Here is a 21409-nt window from a genome sequence, read left to right as displayed (position 1 = left end):
GTTCATAGTGTGGAAGTATATGAATTGTCACTTGAAACTAAGCTAGAACCAGTGTAGCGCCACATATATGATTAATAGAATTGACCGATATGTATTAAAGCAAGTTGCCATGCCTCTCATCTCCACGTTGGGCATAGCTGCGCTCTTACTAATACTTGAGAAAATGCTGAGCCTGTTTGACTTTGTGGTGAATCAGGGCGGCCCAGCCAATATTGTATTCCAAATGCTCGCAAACCTTACTCCGCACTATATGGGGCTTGCGCTACCTGTTGGTCTTCTTCTCGGTGTTACGATTGCATTCCGCAAGATTTCACTTTCAAGTGAATATGACGCGATCATCTCTTCCGGCACTGGTTTACCGCGTTTAATGCGTCCTTTGATGATGCTTGCCCTTTTGCTAGCCGTCATTAACACTATTCTTGTCGGCTGGGTACAACCACACAGCCGCTACACATATCGAGAACTGATTTTTGATCTCCGAAGTGGTGCCCTTGGTGCCAGTATCCGTGTGGGTGAATTCATTGAAGTTGGGGATGATATTACCCTACTCGTTGAAGAAAGCCACCAACAAGGTGCTGAGCTTCGCGGTATCTTTATGGAACGCAAAGACGACAGAGGGAGCATAGCTGTAACGGCTGAAAGTGGCGGCTTTTTCGCGACAGAAGATAACAATACAATTCTTTTACGTCTGTATAATGGTCGCTTAGTGGATCTGAACGAAAGCCAGAACAAACCAAGGGTGTTGAGCTTCGAACGGCAAGATTTAAAGATCAAACTCCCTTCCCGAGAAGCCTTCCGTGAACGCGGCGGTGAAGAACTTGAGATGACCATACCTGAATTGTTTATGGAACGAGATAATCAGGAATGGTCGCTTGATGAACGCCGCGCTTTCAATGGTAATTTTCATTGGCGTCTTATGCATAGCATTACATTTTTTATAATCCCATTTCTTGCCGTACCTATGGGGATTACCAATAAACGAACAGGCCGTGGTACCGGTATCGTGATTGGACTATCCCTTCTCATTGTTTACAACGAGTTTATGGAAGGTATGGAAACTGCTGTGAAAGGCGGAGCATCACCCTACGCTACTATATGGCTGTTGTTCGGTTTATTTACGTTTCTCAGTTTCTTCTTCTTCCGCATCTCAGCCTTCAAGGCAGGCGGTGAGCCTTTAGCTTATATTGATGCATTCTGGGCATTTATCAGCAGGCCTATCAAACGGCTCGGTAAAAAGATCATGGGAGTTAGCGAATAATGGTATGGCGCACAATCAGGCGTACTATGGTGCCGTCTCGCACTCTCGCCCGTTACATGATTAAAATGCATCTAAGCCGCTTCTTTGGCGTGCTTGTTGGCCTTACAGCTGTTCTACAGTTCCTTGATCTTTTGGCAGTGTCAGATGATATAATGGCAGCTGACGGTGCCACATGGGTTTCTATTGTAAGCTATCTTAGTATGCGAACACCTCAACTTCTTAGTCAGTTTGCGCCATTCGCAGCCCTAATCAGCACACTGCTTACGCTGGCAACCCTTAATCAGCACAGTGAAGTGGTTATCATGAAAGCAAGTGGGCTTTCAGCACACCGTATTCTATTACCTATGGGCCTAGCTTCTTTCATAATAGCAATTGGCCATTTCACCTTCAATGAAACGGTGGTCGTAGACGGTTCTGCGCGACTTGAATACTGGAAAGACAACGACTTTGCTGTTGATTTGCCCCCAAACAGCAACCTCACGGGCCGTGTCTGGGTTAAAGAAGATGAGAACATTATCCTTGTTGAAGCGGTAAACGCCGTAAAAGATGGTGCGGTAATGGATAAGGTTTCCGTTTTCGAGCGCGACCAGAATAAAAAGATCACTGCAATGATACAGGCAGATTTTGCTCTTTACCAAAAAGGGAAATGGTCACTCCATGAAGTACGCCGCTTTGATGCCATCAGCCATGAACTTACTGTAGATACAGTAAAAGATTGGCCTATCAAAACTCGGCCTGAACGTTTCATGGCGCTTACAGCAAATCCTGATCATGTATCTTTTATTGAACTTTGGTCTTCCATGGCAAAACTAAACAAAGAAGGCATTCCGATTGACCGTATGATGGCGAGCTTTATGCAAAAGTTTGCGGCCCCTGCCTCTACCCTCTTAATGCCACTTTTAGCGGCTGTAGCTGCCTTTGGTGTAACTCGTGCTGGTAGCCTTGCAATACGCCTTACCGTTGGTATGGCCCTTGGTTTTAGCTTCTTCGTGGCTGACAACTTTATGCTTGCGATGGGTGAATTTGGTGTAGCTCCACCGTTCCTTGCGGCTTGGGCACCATTTTTCCTATTTTTATTGGTGGGGTACGCTGTCCTATTCCATACGGAAGAAGGAACAAAACGCCGTAGAAGCCCCTCGACCCCCGCGGAATAATACCCTGTGTCAACTGATCCTGAACATAAAAAGCGCGTAGCGGGAGGCGCTGGTTTCGCCTTTCTAGGCCGGATGGGTGCCCTTATTGAAGGGGCTTCTGTTATTGCCTTTACCTGGCTTTATGGCCCGGTAACATTTGGCCTATTTGCAGTACTCTGGAGTTACGTGAAAGTAATGACAGCTATTTCAGAAGCTGCAATGACAACAACACTCCAGCGATTTGTACCTAAAGCAGACAAAGATGAAGCGAACATAGTAGCGGGGCATGCCCTGAAGCTAGGCTTACTGGTTTCTTCCCTGTTTGCAATTGCAGGAACAATTGCGGCTCCATCTCTCACAAACTTCATCAATGCTGGTGAAGCAGATGCCGAAAGACTAACAACGGTTATCCGTATCTATGTTTGGGTTCTGCCTTTCTGGACTACGGTAGAAATTGGTACAGCAGCCATTCGTGCACGCCGTACTTTTGGCCCTGAAATTAAGGTTCGTATTTTCTATGAACAGGGTCTTCGCCTGGTTTCCGCTGTTATTTTCGCCATGACAGGTCTTCTAACTTACGGTCTGTTTCTCGCGCATTTGGTAAGTGTTTTTCTGGCGGCGGTTCTGGCTTTACGCCTCGTTGCGAAAAACTATGACATGGGGGCTGTTCTTAGAGCACCCATGTTCGGCCCCTTAGCCAAAGAAATGCGGTCCTACGGTTTTAGCCTGATGCCGGCCAACCTAATCAAAAGACTGTTTGCCGAATTCCCGGTTATGTACCTCAATTTCTTATTACCCGGTGCGGCAGGTGCTGCGGCAGGCGGGTATTATCAAGTAGCCCGAAAGGTCGCCAGCGCTGTACAGGCGATCAGGCTTACCTTCGAATATGTAATAGCACCACTCGCCGCCGAAAAAGAAGGCACCGGGGACAGGCAAGCCCTTGAAGATATGTTTGCCTATGCCACCAGACTTTCAGTTTCGATCGCCCTCCCGTTTGGTGCTGCCCTTATTCTGGCTCGTAATGATATTCTAGCAACCATGCAGCCAGAATTTGCAGCAGCGACAGCCGCAATCGCAATCCTTGTAGCTGGCCGTATATTTGAAGCGGCAACAGGCCCCTCATCTGCGATTATTGAAATGCTTGGTCATAAGCTTTTGCCAACAGTCAACTCAATCGCCGGGCTTCTCGGCATGCTTGGAATTGGTCTCTGGCTGATCCCAGAATATAAAGTAACGGGTGCAGCAATCGCCGCAGCTTCCGGCCTTAACATCACAGCAATTCTATCGTTAATCCAGTCCAGAATACTGTTTGGCTTGTTCCCATATACAAGTGCTGCTATTCGCCCTATTCTCACATCAGCTCTGCTAGCTGGTGGCATTATGGCCCTTGTGCCCTCAAGTTTCAGCTGGGCACCTCCCATTGGTATTACAGCTTCCGCAGCTGTTCTTATCACAGCGGTATTACTGGTTATCCGGTACGGCCTGAACGATGCTGATGCAGAAGCTCTCGGCAAATTTGCTGTAAAAATTCGCCCCAAACCAAAAAGCTAACTTGCTTTTTAGTGAACTCGCATTATCCCTTTCATCATAGGTTTATTCAATTAAAGGATCAGATCGTGGCAGGTGTTACCGTTAGACAGATTAGTGAAAAAGCTGACCTGAAGAAATTCATCAACCTGACCCGTGAAATTTATAAAGATGATCCAAACTGGATTCAGCCGCTTACCATTGAACGTATGGATGTATTGCGTGCAGATAAAAACCCATATTATGAGCATGCTCAAGTTGCCCTGTTCCTTGCGGAACGTGATGGCAAACCAGTAGCCCGTATCTCAGCTCAAATAGATGAACTTGCTCAAAAGCAGTGGGGCCCAAACCTGGGTCATTTTGGTTTCTTTGAAGCGGCAGATGAAGAAGCTGCAAACGCCGTACTTCAATCAGCTGAAGCTTGGCTCAAAGATAAAGGCATGGAACGCATGCAAGGCCCGTGGTCATTCTCCGCTAACGAAGAAGTGGGTACACTGGTTGAAGGCTTTGATACACCGCCCTGCATTATGATGCCGCACGGTCGCCCTCAATATAATGGCTGGCTTACAGATCACAGCTTTGAAAAAGCTAAAGATATGTTTGCCTACTCTATCGACCTTCGTAATCCGATGCCAGACCGCGCTATGCGCATCGTGAAGATGGCAGAAAAAAACAAGCGCGTTACCATGCGCCCGATCGACATGAAAGATTTTGAAAATGAACTCGCCATTATCATGGACATTTTCAATGAAGCATGGTCTGAGAACTGGGGATACGTAAAATTTACCGATGCTGAAGCAAAACATGCAGCCGCAAACCTAAAACCCGTGGTAAAAGCATACCGCACCTATATTTGCGAATATGATGGTGAACCTGTTGCTTTCATGCTTACGATCCCAGACGTAAACCACAAACTGCGTGATTTGAACGGTAACCTGCTGCCAACAGGTATTTTCAAACTGCTATACCGCATGTTTAACGGCAAGGAAGATCGCTGCCGTGTGCCGCTTATGGGTGTTCGCAAAAAGTTCCAGAAAGGCCCACTTGGGGCTGCAATGTCCATGTGGATGATTGATGTCAGCCGTCAGCACGTAGAAAAACGTGGTGCTTACTTTGGCGAACTTGGCTGGATTCTGGAAGATAACGACGGCATGAACAGCATTCTTCTTGAAATCGGCTGTAAGGTTTACAAAACCTACCGGGTTTATGAGAAGAAAATTGGATAAACCAACCGAATTTTATCTCAAAGGTTATGGAGGGGTCTATGACCTCAGAGTTTTTTCATATGAAGAGCTCTCAGCTTTAATTGAACTTGATCAAGTTACGTCAGATCAAATGGTTCAATTCGCCAACGACTATTTAAACAGCGGCTCCTTTGAGGAAGAATTAGCCGAAATATATGACCTAATGGGCCAAGACCATTCAGATATTAAGCCCAAATTCAGTAATTTTTTAAGTAAACATGGTGCACCTAAATACACTAAAATAACCGCTGCGGATTTTCTCCTTCGCAAAATTTTAGAAATGATCATCTCTAGAGAAATAGATCCTGAGGTTGGAATAGATTACATCCAATATGAACTTTATTATCCTATACTTGAAAAAGTGCAGTCTGTAGAACAACTTAAAATTAACAATTATGAATTAGAAACTCTATTTGCTTGGTCGCACGAAATTTCAGATTGCTGCAATGGATTGCCAACCATTTGTTACACTCATTTATCAAAATCTAAAACAAAACAGCAAATCATAGAACACATTATTAAAATAGTCGCTCAATGGCTTGAAAATAATCCATCTAACAATGCATCAATATAATTGGAATTAAAAATAAGCTTTTACATGACCTTCTTTGTACTAGCCTCACTTTTACGTAAATCACTCAAACATACGTTCCTGTGCGAGATTGGCGAATTCACATAACAGTGGTCTTGTCTCGCGCGGGTCGATTACATCCTCGACCATAAAGGCTTCTGCAGTTCTGAACGGGCTGCGTACCTTATCAAGACGTTCTTTGATCGCTGCCAAATGCGCTGCTGGATCTTCTGCTTTCTCAAGCTCCGATTTATAAGCCACTTCGATACCACCTTCGAGCGGCAAGCTACCCCAATCACCTGATGGCCACGCGAACCTATATTGAAAATCAGTATGGTTGTTCATAGCTGCGCCTGCAACGCCGTATGCTTTTCTGATAATCACCGTCGCCCAAGGCACTTTCGAGTTATAAATACCGTTCAGTGCATCAACGCCGTGGCGGATAGTTGCCGCTTTCTCAGCCTCTAGGCCGATCATAAAGCCGGGGTTATCCACCAGATGCACAACAGGCAGGCCGAAAGTGTTGGCAAGTTTTACAAAACGTTCAATCTTGCGCGCAGCATCCGCTGACCAACTGCCGCCCATAAAAGATGGGTTGGAAGCGAGGACTGCAACAGGCCAGCCATCCAGCCGTGCAAGCGCTGTGATGGCTGATTGCCCCCACATTTTGCCAATTTCAAACACACTTTCCCGGTCAAATACACTTTCGAGGATTTTACGCATACTGTATGCGGCGCGCCTGTCTTCCGGTACCGCATCAAGGAGTGCTTCATCACGGCGTTCTACCCCATCTGATGTATCACCGCGCAGCGCAGGCCTGCCTGCTGTTTGCGGTAAATAAGAAAGGAACTTGCGAGCTGCCACGAACGCATCTTTCTCGCTTTCAACCACATCATCCACCGCGCCGTTACGAGCGTGAATATCAGCACCACCAAGCGCTTCTTTATCGTGATTTTCACCAATGGCGGCTACAACCGCGGGACCAGCGGTAAACATATGGCTCATGCCGCGCACCATTACACTATAGTGGCTAGCTACAACGCGTGCAGCACCAAGGCCTGCAACAGAACCCAGCGCCAAGGATACCACAGGCACTGTATCCAGGTTTTTCACCACATGTTCCCAACCCGGTAAATACGGCACATACGTAAGGCCCATATCTTCGAGCATTTTCACAGAGCCACCACCACCGGTGCCGTCAATCAATCTGATAAGCGGGAGCTTCCATTCGTGCGCCATTTGCTCGGCCAGCATAGCCTTACGCCAGATTGCAGCATCAGCCGCACCCCCGCGCACAGTGAAGTCATCGGCTGCCAACACCGTGTGCCTGCCTTCTACTTTTGCTTTACCAAACAGGAAATTAGCAGGGGTAAAATCTTCCAAATCACCATCAGCACCATAATGCCCCTTCCCTGCAAGCTTACCAATTTCACGAAAACTACCAGGATCTGCCATCAAGCGCAGGCGTTCACGCACATCAAGCTTGCCGCGCGCATGCTGGCGAGCAACTTTTTCTTCCCCGCCCATTTTTTCCGCTAATTCTTCGCGCTTTCGCTTTTCAGCCAGCTCTTTGTCCCACGCCATAGAATTACCTCGTCACTTCATCGCCATTTACACTAAACAAATTCCTTGAATGACTTATTTTGACGAAGAATAAGGTCAATAGCTGTACAAGAAATAAACTAATCAACAGCGTCACCACCCAAGCATATTCAAAGAGCGGCATCCCTTGGTTTTCTATGAAGAGCTGGGCTCCAAGTGCACTAGACGATAAAATAACCACGCTTACTAAATTTGCGCCAATATGAAGCCCAATGGGTAACAGAATGTTTTTGCACTTAACAAACGCATATGCCCAAACTGCCCCCATAAATCCTGTCATTAAAAATATGGCTATCATCGGAATGATCTGCCCTACAATCCCCATTGTAAACCAGTGATATATCCCGAATAATACAGAAGAAGTAAATAATGCAGGCCAAGCGCCAAACCTTTGCATAACAATTAAGAAAATTGCTCCGCGAAATAATAGCTCTTCATAAGCGACGGACTTTACAACAAACGATAAACCTTCCAGCAATAACCAGCTCGATACATCAGGGTTTAAAGAGAGAACACTTCCAACCAACCATAACCGTATTGCAGCCGCTATCGTAGAAACTAATAAACCGAAAGCAACCCCTGTAAACAGCAGCCTGGTGCTGCGTAACCACCCACCTTCAAAAAGCTGCTTTACCCCACCGTTAGTGAGCCATTTCAATAGCCCCCATGAAAGCAATAAACCAATAATAATGCCAATCATGTATCACCCCGACCCCATCAAGCGTACACCTTCATCACGCTCAAAGAGATACAGAAGATGTCTGAGTGCATCACTGCGTTTACCTTTAAGCTCAGGGTCTTTGTTGATGATCAAGCGCGCGTCATCCCGGGCCAGTTCAATCAAATCTGCATGCTCAGTGAAATCCACCATTTTAAATTCTGGCAGGCCGCTCTGTTTGGTACCAAGGATTTCTCCGCCACCACGCAATTTCAAATCCTCTTCCGCGATCAGGAAACCATCTTCGGTTTCGCGCATGATCCGCAAGCGGCTGCTTGCCACTTCACCAATCTGGTTCGTCCGCAGCAGGATACAGCTTGATTTACCGCTACCACGCCCCACGCGACCACGAAGCTGGTGAAGCTGGGCAAGGCCAAAACGTTCCGCGTGCTCAATTACCATAATAGTGGCTTCAGGCACATTCACGCCCACTTCAATTACGGTGGTGGAAACCAGTACAGTTAGTTCACCACGCTGGAAGCGGCCCATAACCTCATCTTTTTCTGCACCCTTCATTTTACCGTGCACAAGGCCAACACGCTCCCCAAACATCTGTTTAAGGCTTTCAAAGCGATCTTCCGCGGCAGCCAGATCAAGCTGTTCGCTTTCTTCCACAAGCGGGCACACCCAGTATGCGCGCGCACCACTTGCCACCGCACGCTGAATACCTGCGACCACGTCACCGATACGGTCAAGGGAAACAACTCGAGTGTCTACAGGCAAACGGCCCGGCGGTTTTTCTCGTATAAGCGAAGTATCCATATCGCCATAAGCGGTAAGCGTAAGTGTGCGGGGAATTGGGGTTGCCGTCATACCCAGCACATCAACCCCGCGCTCTGCTTTGGCCGCTAAGGCAAGACGCTGCTGCACACCAAACCTGTGCTGCTCGTCAATGATTGCGAGCCCCAAATCCTTAAACGCCACATCATCCTGAATGATAGCATGGGTGCCGATAAGGATATCAATCTCCCCATTCGCAAGCGCTTCGAGAAGTGCTTTTCTCGGTTTGCCTTTCACCCGCCCCGTAAGCAATGCGATTTTAAGCCCAACTTTATCGGCGAACTCACTGATGGTTTCCAAGTGCTGGTTCGCGAGGATTTCTGTTGGTGCCAAAATGGCAGACTGCACACCCGCTTCAGTGGCAGCAGCCATCGCAAGTAGCGCCACAATGGTTTTGCCGCTACCAACATCCCCCTGCACGAGCCGAAGCATGGCACGTTCACTTTCCAGATCATGGATAATCTCAGACAGGGCTTTTTGCTGGTCCCCCGTTAGTTCATACGGCAGAACATCAAACAGTTTCTTACGGATGCTACCATCGCCCTTCAGCACACGGCCTCGTTTCTTGCGGGTACGTTCCCGCACAATGGCAAGCGCAAGCTGGGTAGCGAGCAGTTCATCTGCCGCCAAACGGCGCTTAAAATCACTGGATGGTTCCAAATCATCTGCGTGTTCGGGCTTGTGCATACGCTCAAGCGCCGTCATAAAATCAGGCCAGTCTTCACGCTTCATAAGGCTTTCATCATGCCATTCAGGAAGTTCAGGCACGCTTGCCACCGCACCCCCGATCGCTTTCCTTAGCACTTTCCCTGAAACGCCTGCCGTAAGCGGATAAATAGTTTCTAGAAGCGGCATATCATCTGGGCTGTTCGGGTCTACCATATAATCTGGATGGGTGATTTGTGCTTTGCCGTTATAATGCTCCAGCTTGCCGCTGATGATCCGTTTCTCACCTTCAGGCAATTGTTTCTTCAGCCAATCGGCGCGCGGATTAAAGAACACGAGCGTTAGCTCTGCCGTATCATCACTACACACTACGCGGTATGGCACCCTGCGGTTTGGCCCGGGCCTGTGTTCATGAACCGTTACCTCAAGTGTAACAAGGGAACCCGGTGCAGCTTCTGCCACTTTGGGCCGATACTGCCTGTCAACAAGGCCAGAAGGCATATGAAACAGGAGGTCAACAGTGCGCCCGCCTGCTAACCGTTCAAACGCCAGCTTGCTGCGCGGCCCAATTCCCGGCAAACGTTCTATATCCGCAAAATACTCATTTAACAGTGCAGGACGCATAAACCCTCATCAACTTCGAAGAATCCCCTTTAATGATGTGTGACCATAGCTTATGGTGTGCGCCCCGCCAATGGGTAGCTTTAAGGGCCAAGTAAAAATGACTGATCTGACATATAACCCACACAAGGAAATCAACCTTGAAGACCGCAAGCGCCGCCTTTTATTCCGGGCGTGGCACCGCGGCATCAAAGAGCTTGATCTGATTTTTGGGAATTTCGTGGAAGCCAACATTAAGGATTTCACGCTTGAGGATATCATTTGGTTCGAAAGTTTGTTTGAGGAAAATGATCAGGAAATCCTTGGTTGGGTTACAAATGGTGAAAATGTGCCTGAAAAATTCGATGATGAAATGATAGCTCGCATTCAGAAGCTTGATTTTATGACCTTGAAAGCCAAATAAGCACTTCCCTTTTCTTTAAGAATAATAACAAACCATGCTTTTCGATAAATTTGTCAGCGAAGATTTACCTTTAACAGCTTCTAGCGTGCCAAGCGGCTATGACGCCATGCTGCTTGCCACCGTCTGTGAGCGTGCTTTTGCAGATAGCAAACGCCCTCTCCTGCATATTGCGCGGGATGACAGCAGGCTTGCGAACCTCAAGGGCGCTGTAAAGTTCTTTACCCCTTCTCTTGATGTTATAGATTTTCCAGCATGGGATTGTTTGCCTTATGACCGGGTAAGCCCGCAGCCTGATATTGTTTCCAAGCGTATGGCGGCACTTTCGCGCCTTTCAGTGAAACGGCTAAAAGCGCCAAGGCTTGTTCTAACTACCGTGAATGCCATCCTTCAGCGTGTTGCACCGATGAAGGCGGTGAAGGAAGCTACCTTCCATGCAGAACCGGGCGATACGGTTGATATGGCCGCGCTCACAGATTTTCTGGCATCAAACGGCTATAATCGTTCAAGCCAGGTGATGGAACCGGGTGAATTTGCTGTGCGCGGCGGTTTGATTGATATTTATCCGCCGGCATACAAAGAACCAATCAGGCTGGATTTCTTCGGGGATGAACTGGATACAATCCGCCGATTTGACCCGCTTGATCAACGCACCACAGGCAAATCAAAAATCTTGCACCTGAAACCTGCCAGCGAATTTTCCCTATCTGAAGAAGGCATCACGCGCTTCCGCCGGAATTATGTAAACACGTTTGGCCCCGCCAAAGGTGAAGACCTGCTTTATGAAGCGATCAGTGAAGGCCGCAAGCACCAAGGCGCAGAACACTGGTTACCGTTCTTTCATGACGGTATGGAAACCTTGTTTGATTATATTGATAATCCAGTTCTATCCCTTGATCACCAGGCGGATGAAGCCGCTGGTGAACGCTTTACGGCTCTTGAAGATTATTTTGGCGCACGGAAAGAAGCATGGGAAATCCAGCAAAGCAATAAGGATACATCCACACCGCCCTATAAACCTGTTCCTGTTATCAGCCTTTACCTGAGCGAGGATGAATGGAAAAGCACGCTGGAAGAACAGAACGTTCGTCGTCTGTCCCCTTTCACTGAGCCAGAGAATATTGATGTTGTAGATTATAGCGCCAAGGCTGGCCGCAACTTTGGCCCAGAGCGCAACAACAAAGAAATCAACGTTTATGATGCCGTACGTGATCACGTTGTAGAGCTTAGGAAAGCTGACAAGCGTGTTGTGTTCGCCTGCTATTCAGCTGGTTCCGCGGACCGCATGAAAACAGTGCTTGAAGACCACGATCTATCCCCCGTTGGCATCGCAGACACATGGGAAGATATTCGCACTGCAAATAAAGTGGGGATCGCTGTTACCGTACTACCGCTCGAAACGGGCTTTGAAACCGGTGATATTGCCATTATTTCCGAGCAGGATGTACTGGGTGACCGCCTTGTTCGTAAATCTCGAAAAAACAAGCGCGCCGATAATTTCCTCAAAGAAGCTTCGGCCCTTAACCCCGGTGATCTTGTAGTTCACACAAGCCACGGTATTGGTAAGTTCGAGGGGCTAGAGACAGTTCAGGTTTCTGGCGCAGCGCATGATTGCCTTCTTCTAAGCTATCATGGTGGCGACAAACTTTATGTACCTGTAGAAAACATTGAAATTCTCTCCCGCTTCGGCAGCGAAGAATCTGGTGGCCAACTGGATAAGCTTGGCGGTGTAGCGTGGCAGGCCCGCAAAGCCAAAATGAAGGAACGCATCCGTTTGGCAGCCGAGCAGCTCATTAAGCTTGCTGCGCAGCGGGAAATGCGTGAAGGCCAGCGTATTCCAACACCAGAGGGAATTTACGAAGAATTCTGTTCCCGCTTCCCATATACAGAAACTGATGATCAGCTTCGTGCCATTGGTGATGTCGCCGCTGATCTAGCCTCCGGCCGGCCAATGGACCGCCTTGTGTGTGGAGATGTAGGCTTTGGCAAAACGGAAATTGCTCTCAGGGCTGCCTTCCTTGCAGTGATGGCCGGGCACCAGGTTGCTGTGGTTGCACCAACTACCCTACTCGCACGCCAGCATTTCCTGAATTTCACAGAACGCTTTAAAGGCCTTCCTATCCGCATCGGACAGCTTTCGCGCCTTGTTAGTTCAAAAAATGTAAAGGCGACCAAAGATGAAATGCGGAACGGCACGATTGATATCGTAATCGGTACCCATGCTCTTCTCGCAAAGGGCGTTGAATTCCGAGACCTCGGCCTTCTGATTGTTGATGAAGAACAGCATTTCGGGGTGGGCCACAAAGAAAAGCTCAAAGAGCTGAAAACCAACGTACATGTGCTTACGCTTACCGCAACTCCTATTCCACGCACGCTACAAATGGCGATGTCTGGCATTCGCGATCTATCGATCATTGCCACACCACCTGTTGATCGCCTTGCTGTTCGTACGTTCGTAACACCGTTTGATCAGGTCGTAATCCGTGAAGCACTTCTGAGGGAACATTATCGAGGCGGACAAAGTTTCTATGTCTGCCCGCGTATCAGCGACCTTGAAGAGATTGCACAGTTCCTTAGGGATTACGTGCCGGAGATTAAGTTCATCGTTGCCCATGGGCAAATGACACCTTCCACAATGGAGGACGTGATGACTGCCTTCTATGAGGGGCGTTACGATGTACTTCTCAGTACTACGATTATTGAATCCGGGATTGATATCCCTACCGCCAATACAATGGTGGTGCACCGTGCTGACATGTTTGGTCTTGCACAACTTTACCAACTGCGTGGTCGTGTGGGTCGCTCTAAAACCCGTGCTTACGCGTACCTAACCACAAAAGCTGGCAGAAAGCTTACTGATAGTGCGGATAAGCGCCTTCAGGTACTTTCTACACTTGATACGCTTGGCGCTGGTTTCACCATCGCGAGCCATGACATGGATATTCGCGGTGCTGGTAATTTGCTCGGGGACCAGCAATCAGGCCACGTAAAAGAAGTGGGTGTAGAACTTTACCAGAAAATGCTTGAAGAAGCTGTTGCAGAAGCACGTGCTGGTGGCGGCGAGGAATTTGAAGATACAGAATGGTCACCAACCATTAATCTCGGCGCTACCGTGATGATCCCGGAAAGCTATGTGCCCGACCTTACGCAGCGGATGGCCCTTTACCGCCGCTTGGCTGACCTTGATAGCCGCGAGGATATAGACGCTTACTGTGCTGAACTGATTGACCGCTTCGGCCCGTTGCCAAATGAAGTAAAACAACTTGCGCATATTATGATTATCAAAGGCCATTCAAAACGTGCTGGCATTGAAAAACTTGAAGCTGGGCCAAAAGGTGTAGTGATCAGCTTCAGGGAAGACAAGTTCGCCAACCCTGCGGGGCTTATTCAATTTATCTCTGGCACCGGTAACACCGCGAAAGTAAGGCCTGACCATAAACTGGTATATTACAGCAAAATGGATAAGATTGGGCTGCGGCTAAAAACTGTATCAGCACTTACCAAGAAGCTATCACAGATAGCCGTGGCATAATATTTCACGGAATAAGGCGCTCATGTGGCGCTTTTTCTATTTCTGAACAGATGTTCAGCAAAATGCCCCAATTTGCCCTAATCTTTCTTTATATCGTCAATTTCCGTCCCAATCTCTGCCCTAGTCTACCCTGATATTCAAATTCATCGAGGCCGAACGATTATGTGGCCAACAAAGATGTACCTGAGGAGGACATAATGAAATTTACAAAAACAATTTTGACAGCAGCAGTAGTTTCTTTTGGTTTAGCGGGCGCAGCACAAGCTGACGACGACAAAAAATTTGACGGTCTATATGGCGGTATTGAAGCCGGACTTGATTTAACGAAACGCAGTGGCGACGTTAAGCGCGACCGTAGCCTCTATTATGGTGGTATCCTTGGTTTCAGAAGCCAGATGGATAACGGCCTTGTAGTTGGCCTTGAAGGTACATTTGGTGACACTGGCTATAATAACAATGCGGCGGGTATCACAACCAAGTATGAATGGAGCACATCTCTAACACTTGGTACAGCTTTCGGCGATGATGGTGCAAACCTAATTTACGGTAAAGCAGGCTATGCCAGAACTCGCTTCAACCCAGCAGGCGAAAACAATGCCTTTAACGACGGCGGCTGGCGCTTTGGTGGTGGTTATGAACGTGCCATCAACGAAAACGTAAGCCTGCGCCTGAGCGGTGATTACACAACATATGGTAACGACACCAGTGGCTGGGCCGCTAAAACGGGCCTGATCTTCAAATTCTAAATAAGGGAGCACCGCAACTCATCACGTTCCCTGTTTGACGTTCCCTATGGTCAAACGCCCAGTGATGTCTCTGCTTAGTTGCGGGCTTTTGAGACGGCTCTGCCCCGGAGCCGTCTCTTCATTTAATTAGGCCCGTTTTTCTGCCTGCAATTTATCAATAACACCCGCAAGCACATTTGCTTCTTGTGCGCCAGAAACACCTGCTTTGTTATCAAAGATAAACATAGGCACACCGGTAACACCCATTTGCTGTGCAGCCTGAACTTCACCTTTTACTTCGGCGATATCTTTATCTGATGCCAAAAGATCAGCAACGAGCGTACCGTCCATCCCTTTTTCAACCGCGATCGATACCAATAATTCACGATCACCAATAAACTGACATTCTTCGAAATAAAGCTGCATGATGCGGTCTGCCACTTCAGCCTGCACCCCTGACGAGTATGCCCAGCGGATAAGTCTATGAGCATCAAGCGTATTACCAATGGTACATTTGCTTTCAAAATCGAAGGTAATACCCAGTGTTTCTCCAACCTTCAGTAGATGCTCACGACCCGCTTTCAGCTGGGGACTATCACCAAATTTCTTCGCATAATATTCCGCACGGTCAACACCTTCAGGCGGCGTATCCGGGCCTAGTTGATAAGGACGATACCTGAGATCAGTTATTACCCCAGGACGCATTTCCATTGCTTTATCAAGCTGACGTTTTCCCAGATAACACCAAGGGCAGACAACATCTATCACCACATCAAGCTGCATCGTTCGCTCCATCTTTCATGCGTATTTTTACGTCAAATAGCGCATTACATAAAATTGTACATAAATCTTTACGTGATTTTCAGATGCGACCATATAATGGAAACTCGGAAAAGTGAGATAACAACTTCATGATCAAAGCACTGAATACAGCACAGAATGGGCTACTGCAGGCGGAACGCCGCGCAACAGAAATCGCGCGCGATATCCTGAACAGCACCAGTGCAGCCTCTTCCTCTTTTTCGGATGCTGTCGAAAGCTCACCTAGTGAGAATACAAGCACGGAGGCACCAACTACTGCACAAACAGTTAATAACACCAACCTTTCCGGCGCTTCTGTTGGTTCTCTTATCCAGCAATTTGCAGACCTCCGAGCCGAAGAACAATCTTTCGCGGCCAACGCCAAAGCCTTTCAGGCTATTGATGAAACTCTCGGCTCCCTGTTGGATGATGAAGGGTAATTCTTTTAATCACGCAGCTATGACTTGACGAAACGGGTGCTCATCGCCACTTTAGCGCCATGTCAGGACTTCAAAGTAATTCAAACAGTACAAACAGGCTCACCGATCAATTTGGCCGGGTTATCACCTATTTGCGCCTATCGGTAACAGATAGATGCGACCTGAGGTGCACATACTGTATGGCAGAGGATATGGTCTTCTTGCCAAAACAGGACGTGCTGACACTGGAAGAAATGCTCAAAGTCTCTGAAGCTTTTATCGAACGTGGTGTGAAGCGCATCCGGCTTACAGGCGGTGAGCCCCTCGTACGTAAAAACATTATGTGGCTGATTAAAGCGCTTGGCGACAAGGTTAAAGCTGGCGAGCTGGACGAGATAACTCTCACCACTAATGGCACCCAACTACCTTTATTGGCTGATGCTCTCTATGACGCAGGCGTACGCAGGGTGAATATTTCACTTGATACGCTTGATAGAGAAACCTTCAAAAAAACTGCTCGGCGCGATCAACTTGATCAAGTGCTGCGAGGTATTGATACAGCAATAAAAGCTGGCCTTCGTGTGAAGATCAACACTGTTGCCATGCGCGGTAAAAACGAAGATGAGCTTCCAGCTCTTCTCAAATGGGCCACTGAAAAGGATGTTGATCTCACGCTGATTGAAACCATGCCCCTCGGTGATGTTGCCGATGCACGGGAGGATACATATCTCCCGCTCTCCAAAGTGAAGGATGACCTAGAGAAAACATTCACTCTTGCACCTTCCAGCTATCATACCGGTGGTCCTGCGCGATATTTTAAGGTAGATGATACAAACACCAAGCTTGGGTTGATTACACCACTTACCAACAATTTCTGCGATGGCTGCAACCGCATGCGAGTGACCTGCACCGGGCGCATATACATGTGCCTTGGACAGGATGATCATGTTGACCTGCGTGCAGCGCTTAGAGGCGGAAACGCTGATGATACCCTAGCTGAATGCCTGAATAAGGCAACCGGCAACAAACCACGTGCCCATGATTTTGCTATGTCAGATGGCAAAATGGTTGGTAAAGTTGGCCGCCACATGAGCCAGACCGGCGGTTAGAGCTCTCTATTTAATAGAGAAATTAAAATAGGTTTCGGGATAAGGCTCAGCTTTCAGTGTAAAGTGCCACCATTCTTCCGCATAGGGCTTAAACCCATACTTTATCATTAGGTTTGCTAGTTTTTGTCTGTTTTGCCGAGCTGTTTCAGACACCTCATCAGAAGATGGGTGTGATTTCGGGTCAAATAAATCCCAGGAACTCCCCATATCCAGATCAACCCACACATCATGAGTTACCTGCACAATGGTTACATCCACTGACCCGCCCCTGCTATGCCCAGAACGTGCAGCTATATAACCAAGTTCAAACAATTTTGACTTAGGCACAGCTGGGTAAAATTTATGCTTGTTAAGCGTATCGTTTTCATCCTGCGCCCACCTTACAAAATGGTCCACAGCACGCTGTGGCCGGTATCCATCGTATATTTTAAGCGACATGCCTTGCTGTACCAACTCAGCCTGCACGGCTTTTAATGCTAGAGCAACCTCTTGAGATACAATAACTTTATGCGCATCATAACCGTCTATCGGTTGCCCTACAAAATTATCAAAACCTGCATAACGCGCTTCAACCTGAATAGTTGGAATAGCTTCACTGATGTCCACAAAACCATCGGGCATAGTCTCTTGAGCAAGTAGCTTCAGGCTACTGAGAAAAACCTATATCAATAGAAATTTTTTAGCCATGGTCACACAAAATTTGATTTAGATTAAATTCCCATAGAGGTATGAGGATACGTGCCTGAAGGCTAAGTACAACAGCTTTCTTCGCTGTTTACTGCTCCACATGGAAATACTTCTCGCACATAAGAGATTTTGACCTATAGTAATGACCAATTCGTAAGGGGTTGGATGTATGAAGATCGCGATTATTGCGAGCGAATTTGGTGAAGCAACAAATGCAGCAAAGGCACTGCGTAGCAGGTTTAGGGCTGTGAGCACACGTGAGGCTGATGTTATTATTGCCCTTGGCGGTGATGGTTTTATGCTGCAAACGCTTCATGCATTTATGGGCCGCGATATACCAATTTTTGGCATGAATAAAGGAACAGTCGGCTTTCTGATGAATGAATATTCTGAAGAAGACCTTATCGACCGTATCTCAAAGGCAGATCAATTCACCCTGCACCCCCTTAAAATGCGTGCCACCACATGTGATGGTGAAATCATTGAACATCTTGCAATTAATGAAATCTCTCTTCTCAGGGAAACACGGCAAGCCGCTAATATCCGTGTTGCCATTGACGGTAAGGTACGTCTTCCCGAGCTAGTTGGCGATGGGGTTCTTGTCGCCACCCCCGCGGGCAGCACGGCTTACAACCTCTCCGCCCATGGCCCCATTATTCCGCTGGGCTCTGACCTTTTGGCACTTACTCCAATTTCCGCATTCCGGCCGCGCCGCTGGCGTGGGGCCTTGCTTCCACACCACGTTTCTGTTGAGCTTACAATCAATCAACCACAGAAACGCCCTGTATCTGCTGTGGCAGATATGCATGAAGTGCGCGATGTACGCCATGTGGTTATTGAAGAGGACAGACAAACAAAACTGAACCTTCTTTTTGATGCTGAACACACTCTCGCGGAACGTATCTTTACAGAGCAATTTGCTAATTAACATAAAATAATTATCGCAAAACAATAATATTTATCTTATATGTGTAGGTACGACATTAAGCCGATATAACAAAAACACATATACGACTAGCGAAAATGAACCTTAAACATACATTAAGATCACGTCCGGTGATCAGCTCAATAGCTGGCATCACCGCATCCATCCTCTCTCTACTTTTTATTCCGAAACTGTTCGGCAACATGGGAATTGATCAGGATATCACCAAGGCTATCCTTCGGTATTTTATAGCCATCACCATCATTATCACACTATTCAAGCTAAATTGGCTTCGAGATGCATGGTTCACCAAACCCACTGGTCGCCAGTTCCGGTACTGGCTTCTAGCTATCATCCCAACGGCGCTTGTTTGTTCACTAAACTTGGCCTCCTTTGATTTTAGCACTCTGGAATTCAGCACCACAAGTATTGCAGGGTGGATATTAGGGAATTTCTCAACGGGCCTTTTCGAAGAAACACTACTCCGTGGCTTCTGTTTCTTCCTGCTCTTTAACGCCTGGGCGGATACCCGTTCAGGGCTTTTTAAAGCAGCGCTGGTACAAGCAGGGATTTTCGGGATCCTGCACTTTCTCAATCTAACAGAAGCACCTCTCGTAGATACCGGAGCTCAGGTTATCTATGCTACCATCTTCGGTATATGTTTTGCGGGAATTGCAGCCTACACCCGCAATATCTGGATACCTATCATTGCTCACACCCTCATAAATGCCAGCGGCAGCATCAATAGCTTCTTCCTGCCCGGTTATGAACAAAGCGCAGGTGATATTGGCGGCTATGCAGTAGCAGTAATAATTATATTTATCGCATGTGGTCTGCCGGGCATCTACTGCCTTAAGAAGGCTGATCTTAAAGCAACATAAAAATAACAGGCCTCCGTGATATCTCACAGAGGCCTGCTCCCGTCCCTTTATAGGGAATGCCCTTTTGGGCTTTTTTAATTCTTAGATAAAGTCCAGATCGTCAGCAGATACACCATCGGCAAGTGGTACAGTTACTGTGAAACGGCTCCCCTCGCCCTCCACACTAACAACTGTCAGGTCACCACCCATTTTACGTGCCAGCTCTCGAGAGATATGAAGACCAAGGCCGGTACCTTCCTGAGAACGTGAATAAATATGGTCTTTCACCTGATGGAATTTTTCAAATACATGCGCAAGGTTACTTGCAGAAATACCAATACCAGTATCCCACACCGTAATATCAACCTGCTTCTTCACACTATCCTCAGACAAGCTAATACCAATTGAGCCGCCTTCTTTTGTAAACTTCACAGCATTGGAAAGCAGGTTCACCAAAATCTGGGTCAAACGGCGATCATCTGCCCGTACAACAGCCTCTGTAACAACCTCAAGGGCATCAATATTCAGCCCCTTCTGGCGTGCAGCTTCCATATTCATATGAACAGCTTTTTCAATAAGTACATCAAGCGAAAGATCATCGATCTTCAGCGATAAGCCACCGCTTTCAATAACAGCAACATCAAGAATATCGTTAATAAGCCCCAAAAGATGCTGCCCAGATTTCCTGATATCTTTAGCATAACCAATATAAGCTTCATCAAGCTTTCCAAAGGTTTGCTGTTCAAACGCTTCAGCAAAACCGATAATCGCATTAAGCGGTGTTCTGAGCTCATGGCTCATAGCAGCAAGAAATTCATTCTTCGCGCGTAGCGCACTTGTCGCCTGCTCGCTCGCGATATCAAGTGCCATATTTTTACGTGTTAATTCAGCAAGCAAGCTTTCCAGGTTTTCGCGAATGCCACGCGCTTCTTCAACCTGTTCATAGCGGCTGGTAACATCCATACCAACACCGCGGTAACCACTGAAATCACCGGTTGTCCGGTCAAATACAGGGACTGCTGAAAGATGGAACTTCAGTTCCGATCCATTTGGTTCATTGATAATAAACAGCTGCTCGCGAAACGGCTTGCGTGACTGAATAGCCTTAGGCCCGTCGATACGGCCATCAAGGTTTTCGCCCAGCCGACCGAATTGTTCAAACTTTGAACCAACAAACAAGCTCGCTGGTTGCCCTACAATCGCTGTGAAACGATCAGAGAGTGAGCGAATGCGCATATTATCATCACATTCAAAAAACCAGTCAGAACTCGCACGGGCAAAATCCTGAAAACGCGCCTGCGTTTTATTCGCCTCTTCTATGCCTCGCACTTGAACAGTTACATCTTCGTATGTGCCTGCAACTGCAATAATTTCTTTACGTTCATTGCGGATAGGAGAATGCCGGCCAAGGAACACACGCTCACGGCCATTAATATGAACAACTTCCTCAGATCTTACTGTTGTATCACTCGCCAGCACATCTTCAACAACAGGTTTCAGTGAAGGAACAGCGTATTTGCCAACATGTTCAACCTGCCCCGGTGCCAAACTTACATCACGTAAGGCCTCATCGAGTTTTTTATAAAAATCATTAACCTGTAGAACCGTACCGTCGAGCGCGGTTACATAAAATGGCAAACTTTCATCAACCAAAATATGACTCAACAGGTCCATCACCTGCTCGTTCGCCGCCAAGGTATGTTCTTGCCCACGTGTAATGGACGCGCCAAAAGCTCCGTCCGCAGGGTCAGCCCTGTGGTTTGCTAGGTCTACGATCTTTTGATCATGAAAAGGTTTTTCTGCCATTTTATCCCTTGCTCAACAAGCCCCA

General features: G+C 47.4%; 18 protein-coding genes. 12 read left to right on the top strand and 6 right to left on the bottom strand.

Features of this window, described 5'->3' with window-relative positions; all coding sequences use genetic code 11:
• The first annotated feature begins 67 nt into the window (after positions 1-67).
• The 5 genes from lptF (at position 68) to MF542_RS16030 (ending at position 5736) form a co-directional block, all read left to right on the top strand.
• Positions 68-1258, top strand: coding sequence for an LPS export ABC transporter permease LptF (gene lptF, locus MF542_RS16050; protein ID WP_247021319.1), 1191 nt, complete (start codon positions 68-70; stop codon positions 1256-1258).
• The gene (lptG, locus tag MF542_RS16045) at positions 1258-2412 is read left to right on the top strand and encodes an LPS export ABC transporter permease LptG (RefSeq protein WP_247021317.1); all 1155 of its coding nucleotides are present in this window, start codon (positions 1258-1260) and stop codon (positions 2410-2412) included. The genes lptF and lptG overlap by 1 nt, the downstream gene beginning before the upstream one ends.
• Before the next feature lie 6 nt (positions 2413-2418).
• Positions 2419-3942: a lipopolysaccharide biosynthesis protein gene (locus tag MF542_RS17850; protein ID WP_247021315.1), complete on the top strand. Its 1524-nt coding sequence runs from the start codon at positions 2419-2421 to the stop codon at positions 3940-3942.
• Positions 3943-4007: 65 nt separating this feature from the next.
• Positions 4008-5144: a hypothetical protein gene (locus tag MF542_RS16035; RefSeq protein WP_247021313.1), complete on the top strand. Its 1137-nt coding sequence runs from the start codon at positions 4008-4010 to the stop codon at positions 5142-5144.
• Positions 5137-5736, top strand: coding sequence for a hypothetical protein (locus tag MF542_RS16030; protein WP_247021311.1), 600 nt, complete (start codon positions 5137-5139; stop codon positions 5734-5736). Before MF542_RS16035 ends, MF542_RS16030 begins: the two co-directional genes overlap by 8 nt.
• A 60-nt stretch (positions 5737-5796) precedes the next feature.
• Here MF542_RS16030 and MF542_RS16025 read toward each other — a convergent pair whose 3' ends face one another.
• From MF542_RS16025 to recG, 3 genes are read right to left on the bottom strand one after another with little or no spacing between them, the layout of a single operon-like run.
• Positions 5797-7317: an acyl-CoA carboxylase subunit beta gene (locus MF542_RS16025; RefSeq protein ID WP_247021309.1), complete on the bottom strand. Its 1521-nt coding sequence runs from the start codon at positions 7315-7317 to the stop codon at positions 5797-5799.
• Between the two features lie 4 nt (positions 7318-7321).
• Positions 7322-8035: a CPBP family intramembrane glutamic endopeptidase gene (locus MF542_RS16020; protein WP_247021308.1), complete on the bottom strand. Its 714-nt coding sequence runs from the start codon at positions 8033-8035 to the stop codon at positions 7322-7324.
• A 3-nt stretch (positions 8036-8038) separates the two neighbouring features.
• Positions 8039-10123, bottom strand: a complete 2085-nt coding sequence (gene recG / locus MF542_RS16015; protein WP_247021306.1) for an ATP-dependent DNA helicase RecG — start codon at positions 10121-10123, stop codon at positions 8039-8041.
• 97 nt (positions 10124-10220) lie between these two features.
• Here recG and MF542_RS16010 point away from each other — a divergent pair, with 97 nt between their 5' ends.
• The 3 genes from MF542_RS16010 to MF542_RS16000 all read left to right on the top strand — a co-directional run bounded on the left by MF542_RS16010 (position 10221) and on the right by MF542_RS16000 (position 14798).
• The gene (locus MF542_RS16010) at positions 10221-10523 is read left to right on the top strand and encodes an FAD assembly factor SdhE (RefSeq protein WP_247021304.1); all 303 of its coding nucleotides are present in this window, start codon (positions 10221-10223) and stop codon (positions 10521-10523) included.
• 34 nt (positions 10524-10557) lie between these two features.
• Positions 10558-14052, top strand: coding sequence for a transcription-repair coupling factor (mfd, locus tag MF542_RS16005; protein ID WP_247021302.1), 3495 nt, complete (start codon positions 10558-10560; stop codon positions 14050-14052).
• Between the two features lie 197 nt (positions 14053-14249).
• Complete coding sequence (locus MF542_RS16000; protein ID WP_247021300.1) at positions 14250-14798, top strand: outer membrane protein; 549 nt, start codon at positions 14250-14252, stop codon at positions 14796-14798.
• Between the two features lie 126 nt (positions 14799-14924).
• On the opposite strand, the gene MF542_RS15995 is transcribed toward MF542_RS16000, so the two are convergent.
• On the bottom strand, positions 14925-15560 hold the full coding sequence (locus MF542_RS15995; RefSeq protein WP_247021298.1) for a DsbA family oxidoreductase: 636 nt from the start codon (positions 15558-15560) through the stop codon (positions 14925-14927).
• Between the two features lie 128 nt (positions 15561-15688).
• Here MF542_RS15995 and MF542_RS15990 point away from each other — a divergent pair, with 128 nt between their 5' ends.
• Entirely contained in the window at positions 15689-16018 is a 330-nt protein-coding gene (locus MF542_RS15990) for a hypothetical protein (protein ID WP_247021296.1), read from the top strand.
• Between the two features lie 59 nt (positions 16019-16077).
• Positions 16078-17106, top strand: a complete 1029-nt coding sequence (gene moaA, locus MF542_RS15985) for a GTP 3',8-cyclase MoaA (protein ID WP_247021294.1) — start codon at positions 16078-16080, stop codon at positions 17104-17106.
• A 6-nt stretch (positions 17107-17112) separates the two neighbouring features.
• Here the strand turns inward: moaA and MF542_RS15980 are convergent, their stop codons facing one another.
• Entirely contained in the window at positions 17113-17727 is a 615-nt protein-coding gene (locus MF542_RS15980; protein WP_247021292.1) for a M15 family metallopeptidase, read from the bottom strand.
• A 235-nt stretch (positions 17728-17962) separates the two neighbouring features.
• Between MF542_RS15980 and MF542_RS15975 the strand changes: the two genes are divergently transcribed.
• Positions 17963-18721 (top strand): NAD kinase, encoded by a 759-nt coding sequence (locus MF542_RS15975; RefSeq protein WP_247021290.1) that lies wholly within the window; start codon positions 17963-17965, stop codon positions 18719-18721.
• A 128-nt stretch (positions 18722-18849) separates the two neighbouring features.
• Complete coding sequence (locus MF542_RS15970) at positions 18850-19599, top strand: CPBP family intramembrane glutamic endopeptidase (protein WP_247021288.1); 750 nt, start codon at positions 18850-18852, stop codon at positions 19597-19599.
• Between the two features lie 81 nt (positions 19600-19680).
• On the opposite strand, the gene MF542_RS15965 is transcribed toward MF542_RS15970, so the two are convergent.
• Positions 19681-21384 (bottom strand): PAS domain-containing sensor histidine kinase, encoded by a 1704-nt coding sequence (locus MF542_RS15965; RefSeq protein WP_247021286.1) that lies wholly within the window; start codon positions 21382-21384, stop codon positions 19681-19683.
• Positions 21385-21409 lie beyond the last annotated feature (25 nt).

The sequence above is a fragment of the Kordiimonas laminariae genome (genome assembly GCF_023008165.1).
In the GTDB taxonomy this organism is placed as follows: Bacteria; Pseudomonadota; Alphaproteobacteria; order Sphingomonadales; family Kordiimonadaceae; genus Kordiimonas; species Kordiimonas laminariae.
The sequence above is the reverse complement of the archived record's forward strand: the minus strand, read 5'-3'. Positions and strand labels throughout refer to the sequence as shown.

What these genes read in the sequence shown, in the direction of transcription:
- MF542_RS15975 (WP_247021290.1), top strand. Translation starts at nt 17,963, where the DNA reads ATGAAGATCGCGATTATTGCGAGCGAATTTGGTGAAGCAACAAATGCA.
- lptF (WP_247021319.1), top strand. Translation starts at nt 68, where the DNA reads ATGATTAATAGAATTGACCGATATGTATTAAAGCAAGTTGCCATGCCT.
- lptG (WP_247021317.1), top strand. Translation starts at nt 1,258, where the DNA reads ATGGTATGGCGCACAATCAGGCGTACTATGGTGCCGTCTCGCACTCTC.
- MF542_RS16025 (WP_247021309.1), bottom strand. Translation starts at nt 7,317, where the DNA reads ATGGCGTGGGACAAAGAGCTGGCTGAAAAGCGAAAGCGCGAAGAATTA.
- MF542_RS16000 (WP_247021300.1), top strand. Translation starts at nt 14,250, where the DNA reads ATGAAATTTACAAAAACAATTTTGACAGCAGCAGTAGTTTCTTTTGGT.
- MF542_RS15980 (WP_247021292.1), bottom strand. Translation starts at nt 17,727, where the DNA reads ATGCCCGATGGTTTTGTGGACATCAGTGAAGCTATTCCAACTATTCAG.
- MF542_RS16020 (WP_247021308.1), bottom strand. Translation starts at nt 8,035, where the DNA reads ATGATTGGCATTATTATTGGTTTATTGCTTTCATGGGGGCTATTGAAA.
- MF542_RS15965 (WP_247021286.1), bottom strand. Translation starts at nt 21,384, where the DNA reads ATGGCAGAAAAACCTTTTCATGATCAAAAGATCGTAGACCTAGCAAAC.
- mfd (WP_247021302.1), top strand. Translation starts at nt 10,558, where the DNA reads ATGCTTTTCGATAAATTTGTCAGCGAAGATTTACCTTTAACAGCTTCT.
- MF542_RS15995 (WP_247021298.1), bottom strand. Translation starts at nt 15,560, where the DNA reads ATGCAGCTTGATGTGGTGATAGATGTTGTCTGCCCTTGGTGTTATCTG.
- MF542_RS16010 (WP_247021304.1), top strand. Translation starts at nt 10,221, where the DNA reads ATGACTGATCTGACATATAACCCACACAAGGAAATCAACCTTGAAGAC.
- recG (WP_247021306.1), bottom strand. Translation starts at nt 10,123, where the DNA reads ATGCGTCCTGCACTGTTAAATGAGTATTTTGCGGATATAGAACGTTTG.
- moaA (WP_247021294.1), top strand. Translation starts at nt 16,078, where the DNA reads ATGTCAGGACTTCAAAGTAATTCAAACAGTACAAACAGGCTCACCGAT.
- MF542_RS15990 (WP_247021296.1), top strand. Translation starts at nt 15,689, where the DNA reads ATGATCAAAGCACTGAATACAGCACAGAATGGGCTACTGCAGGCGGAA.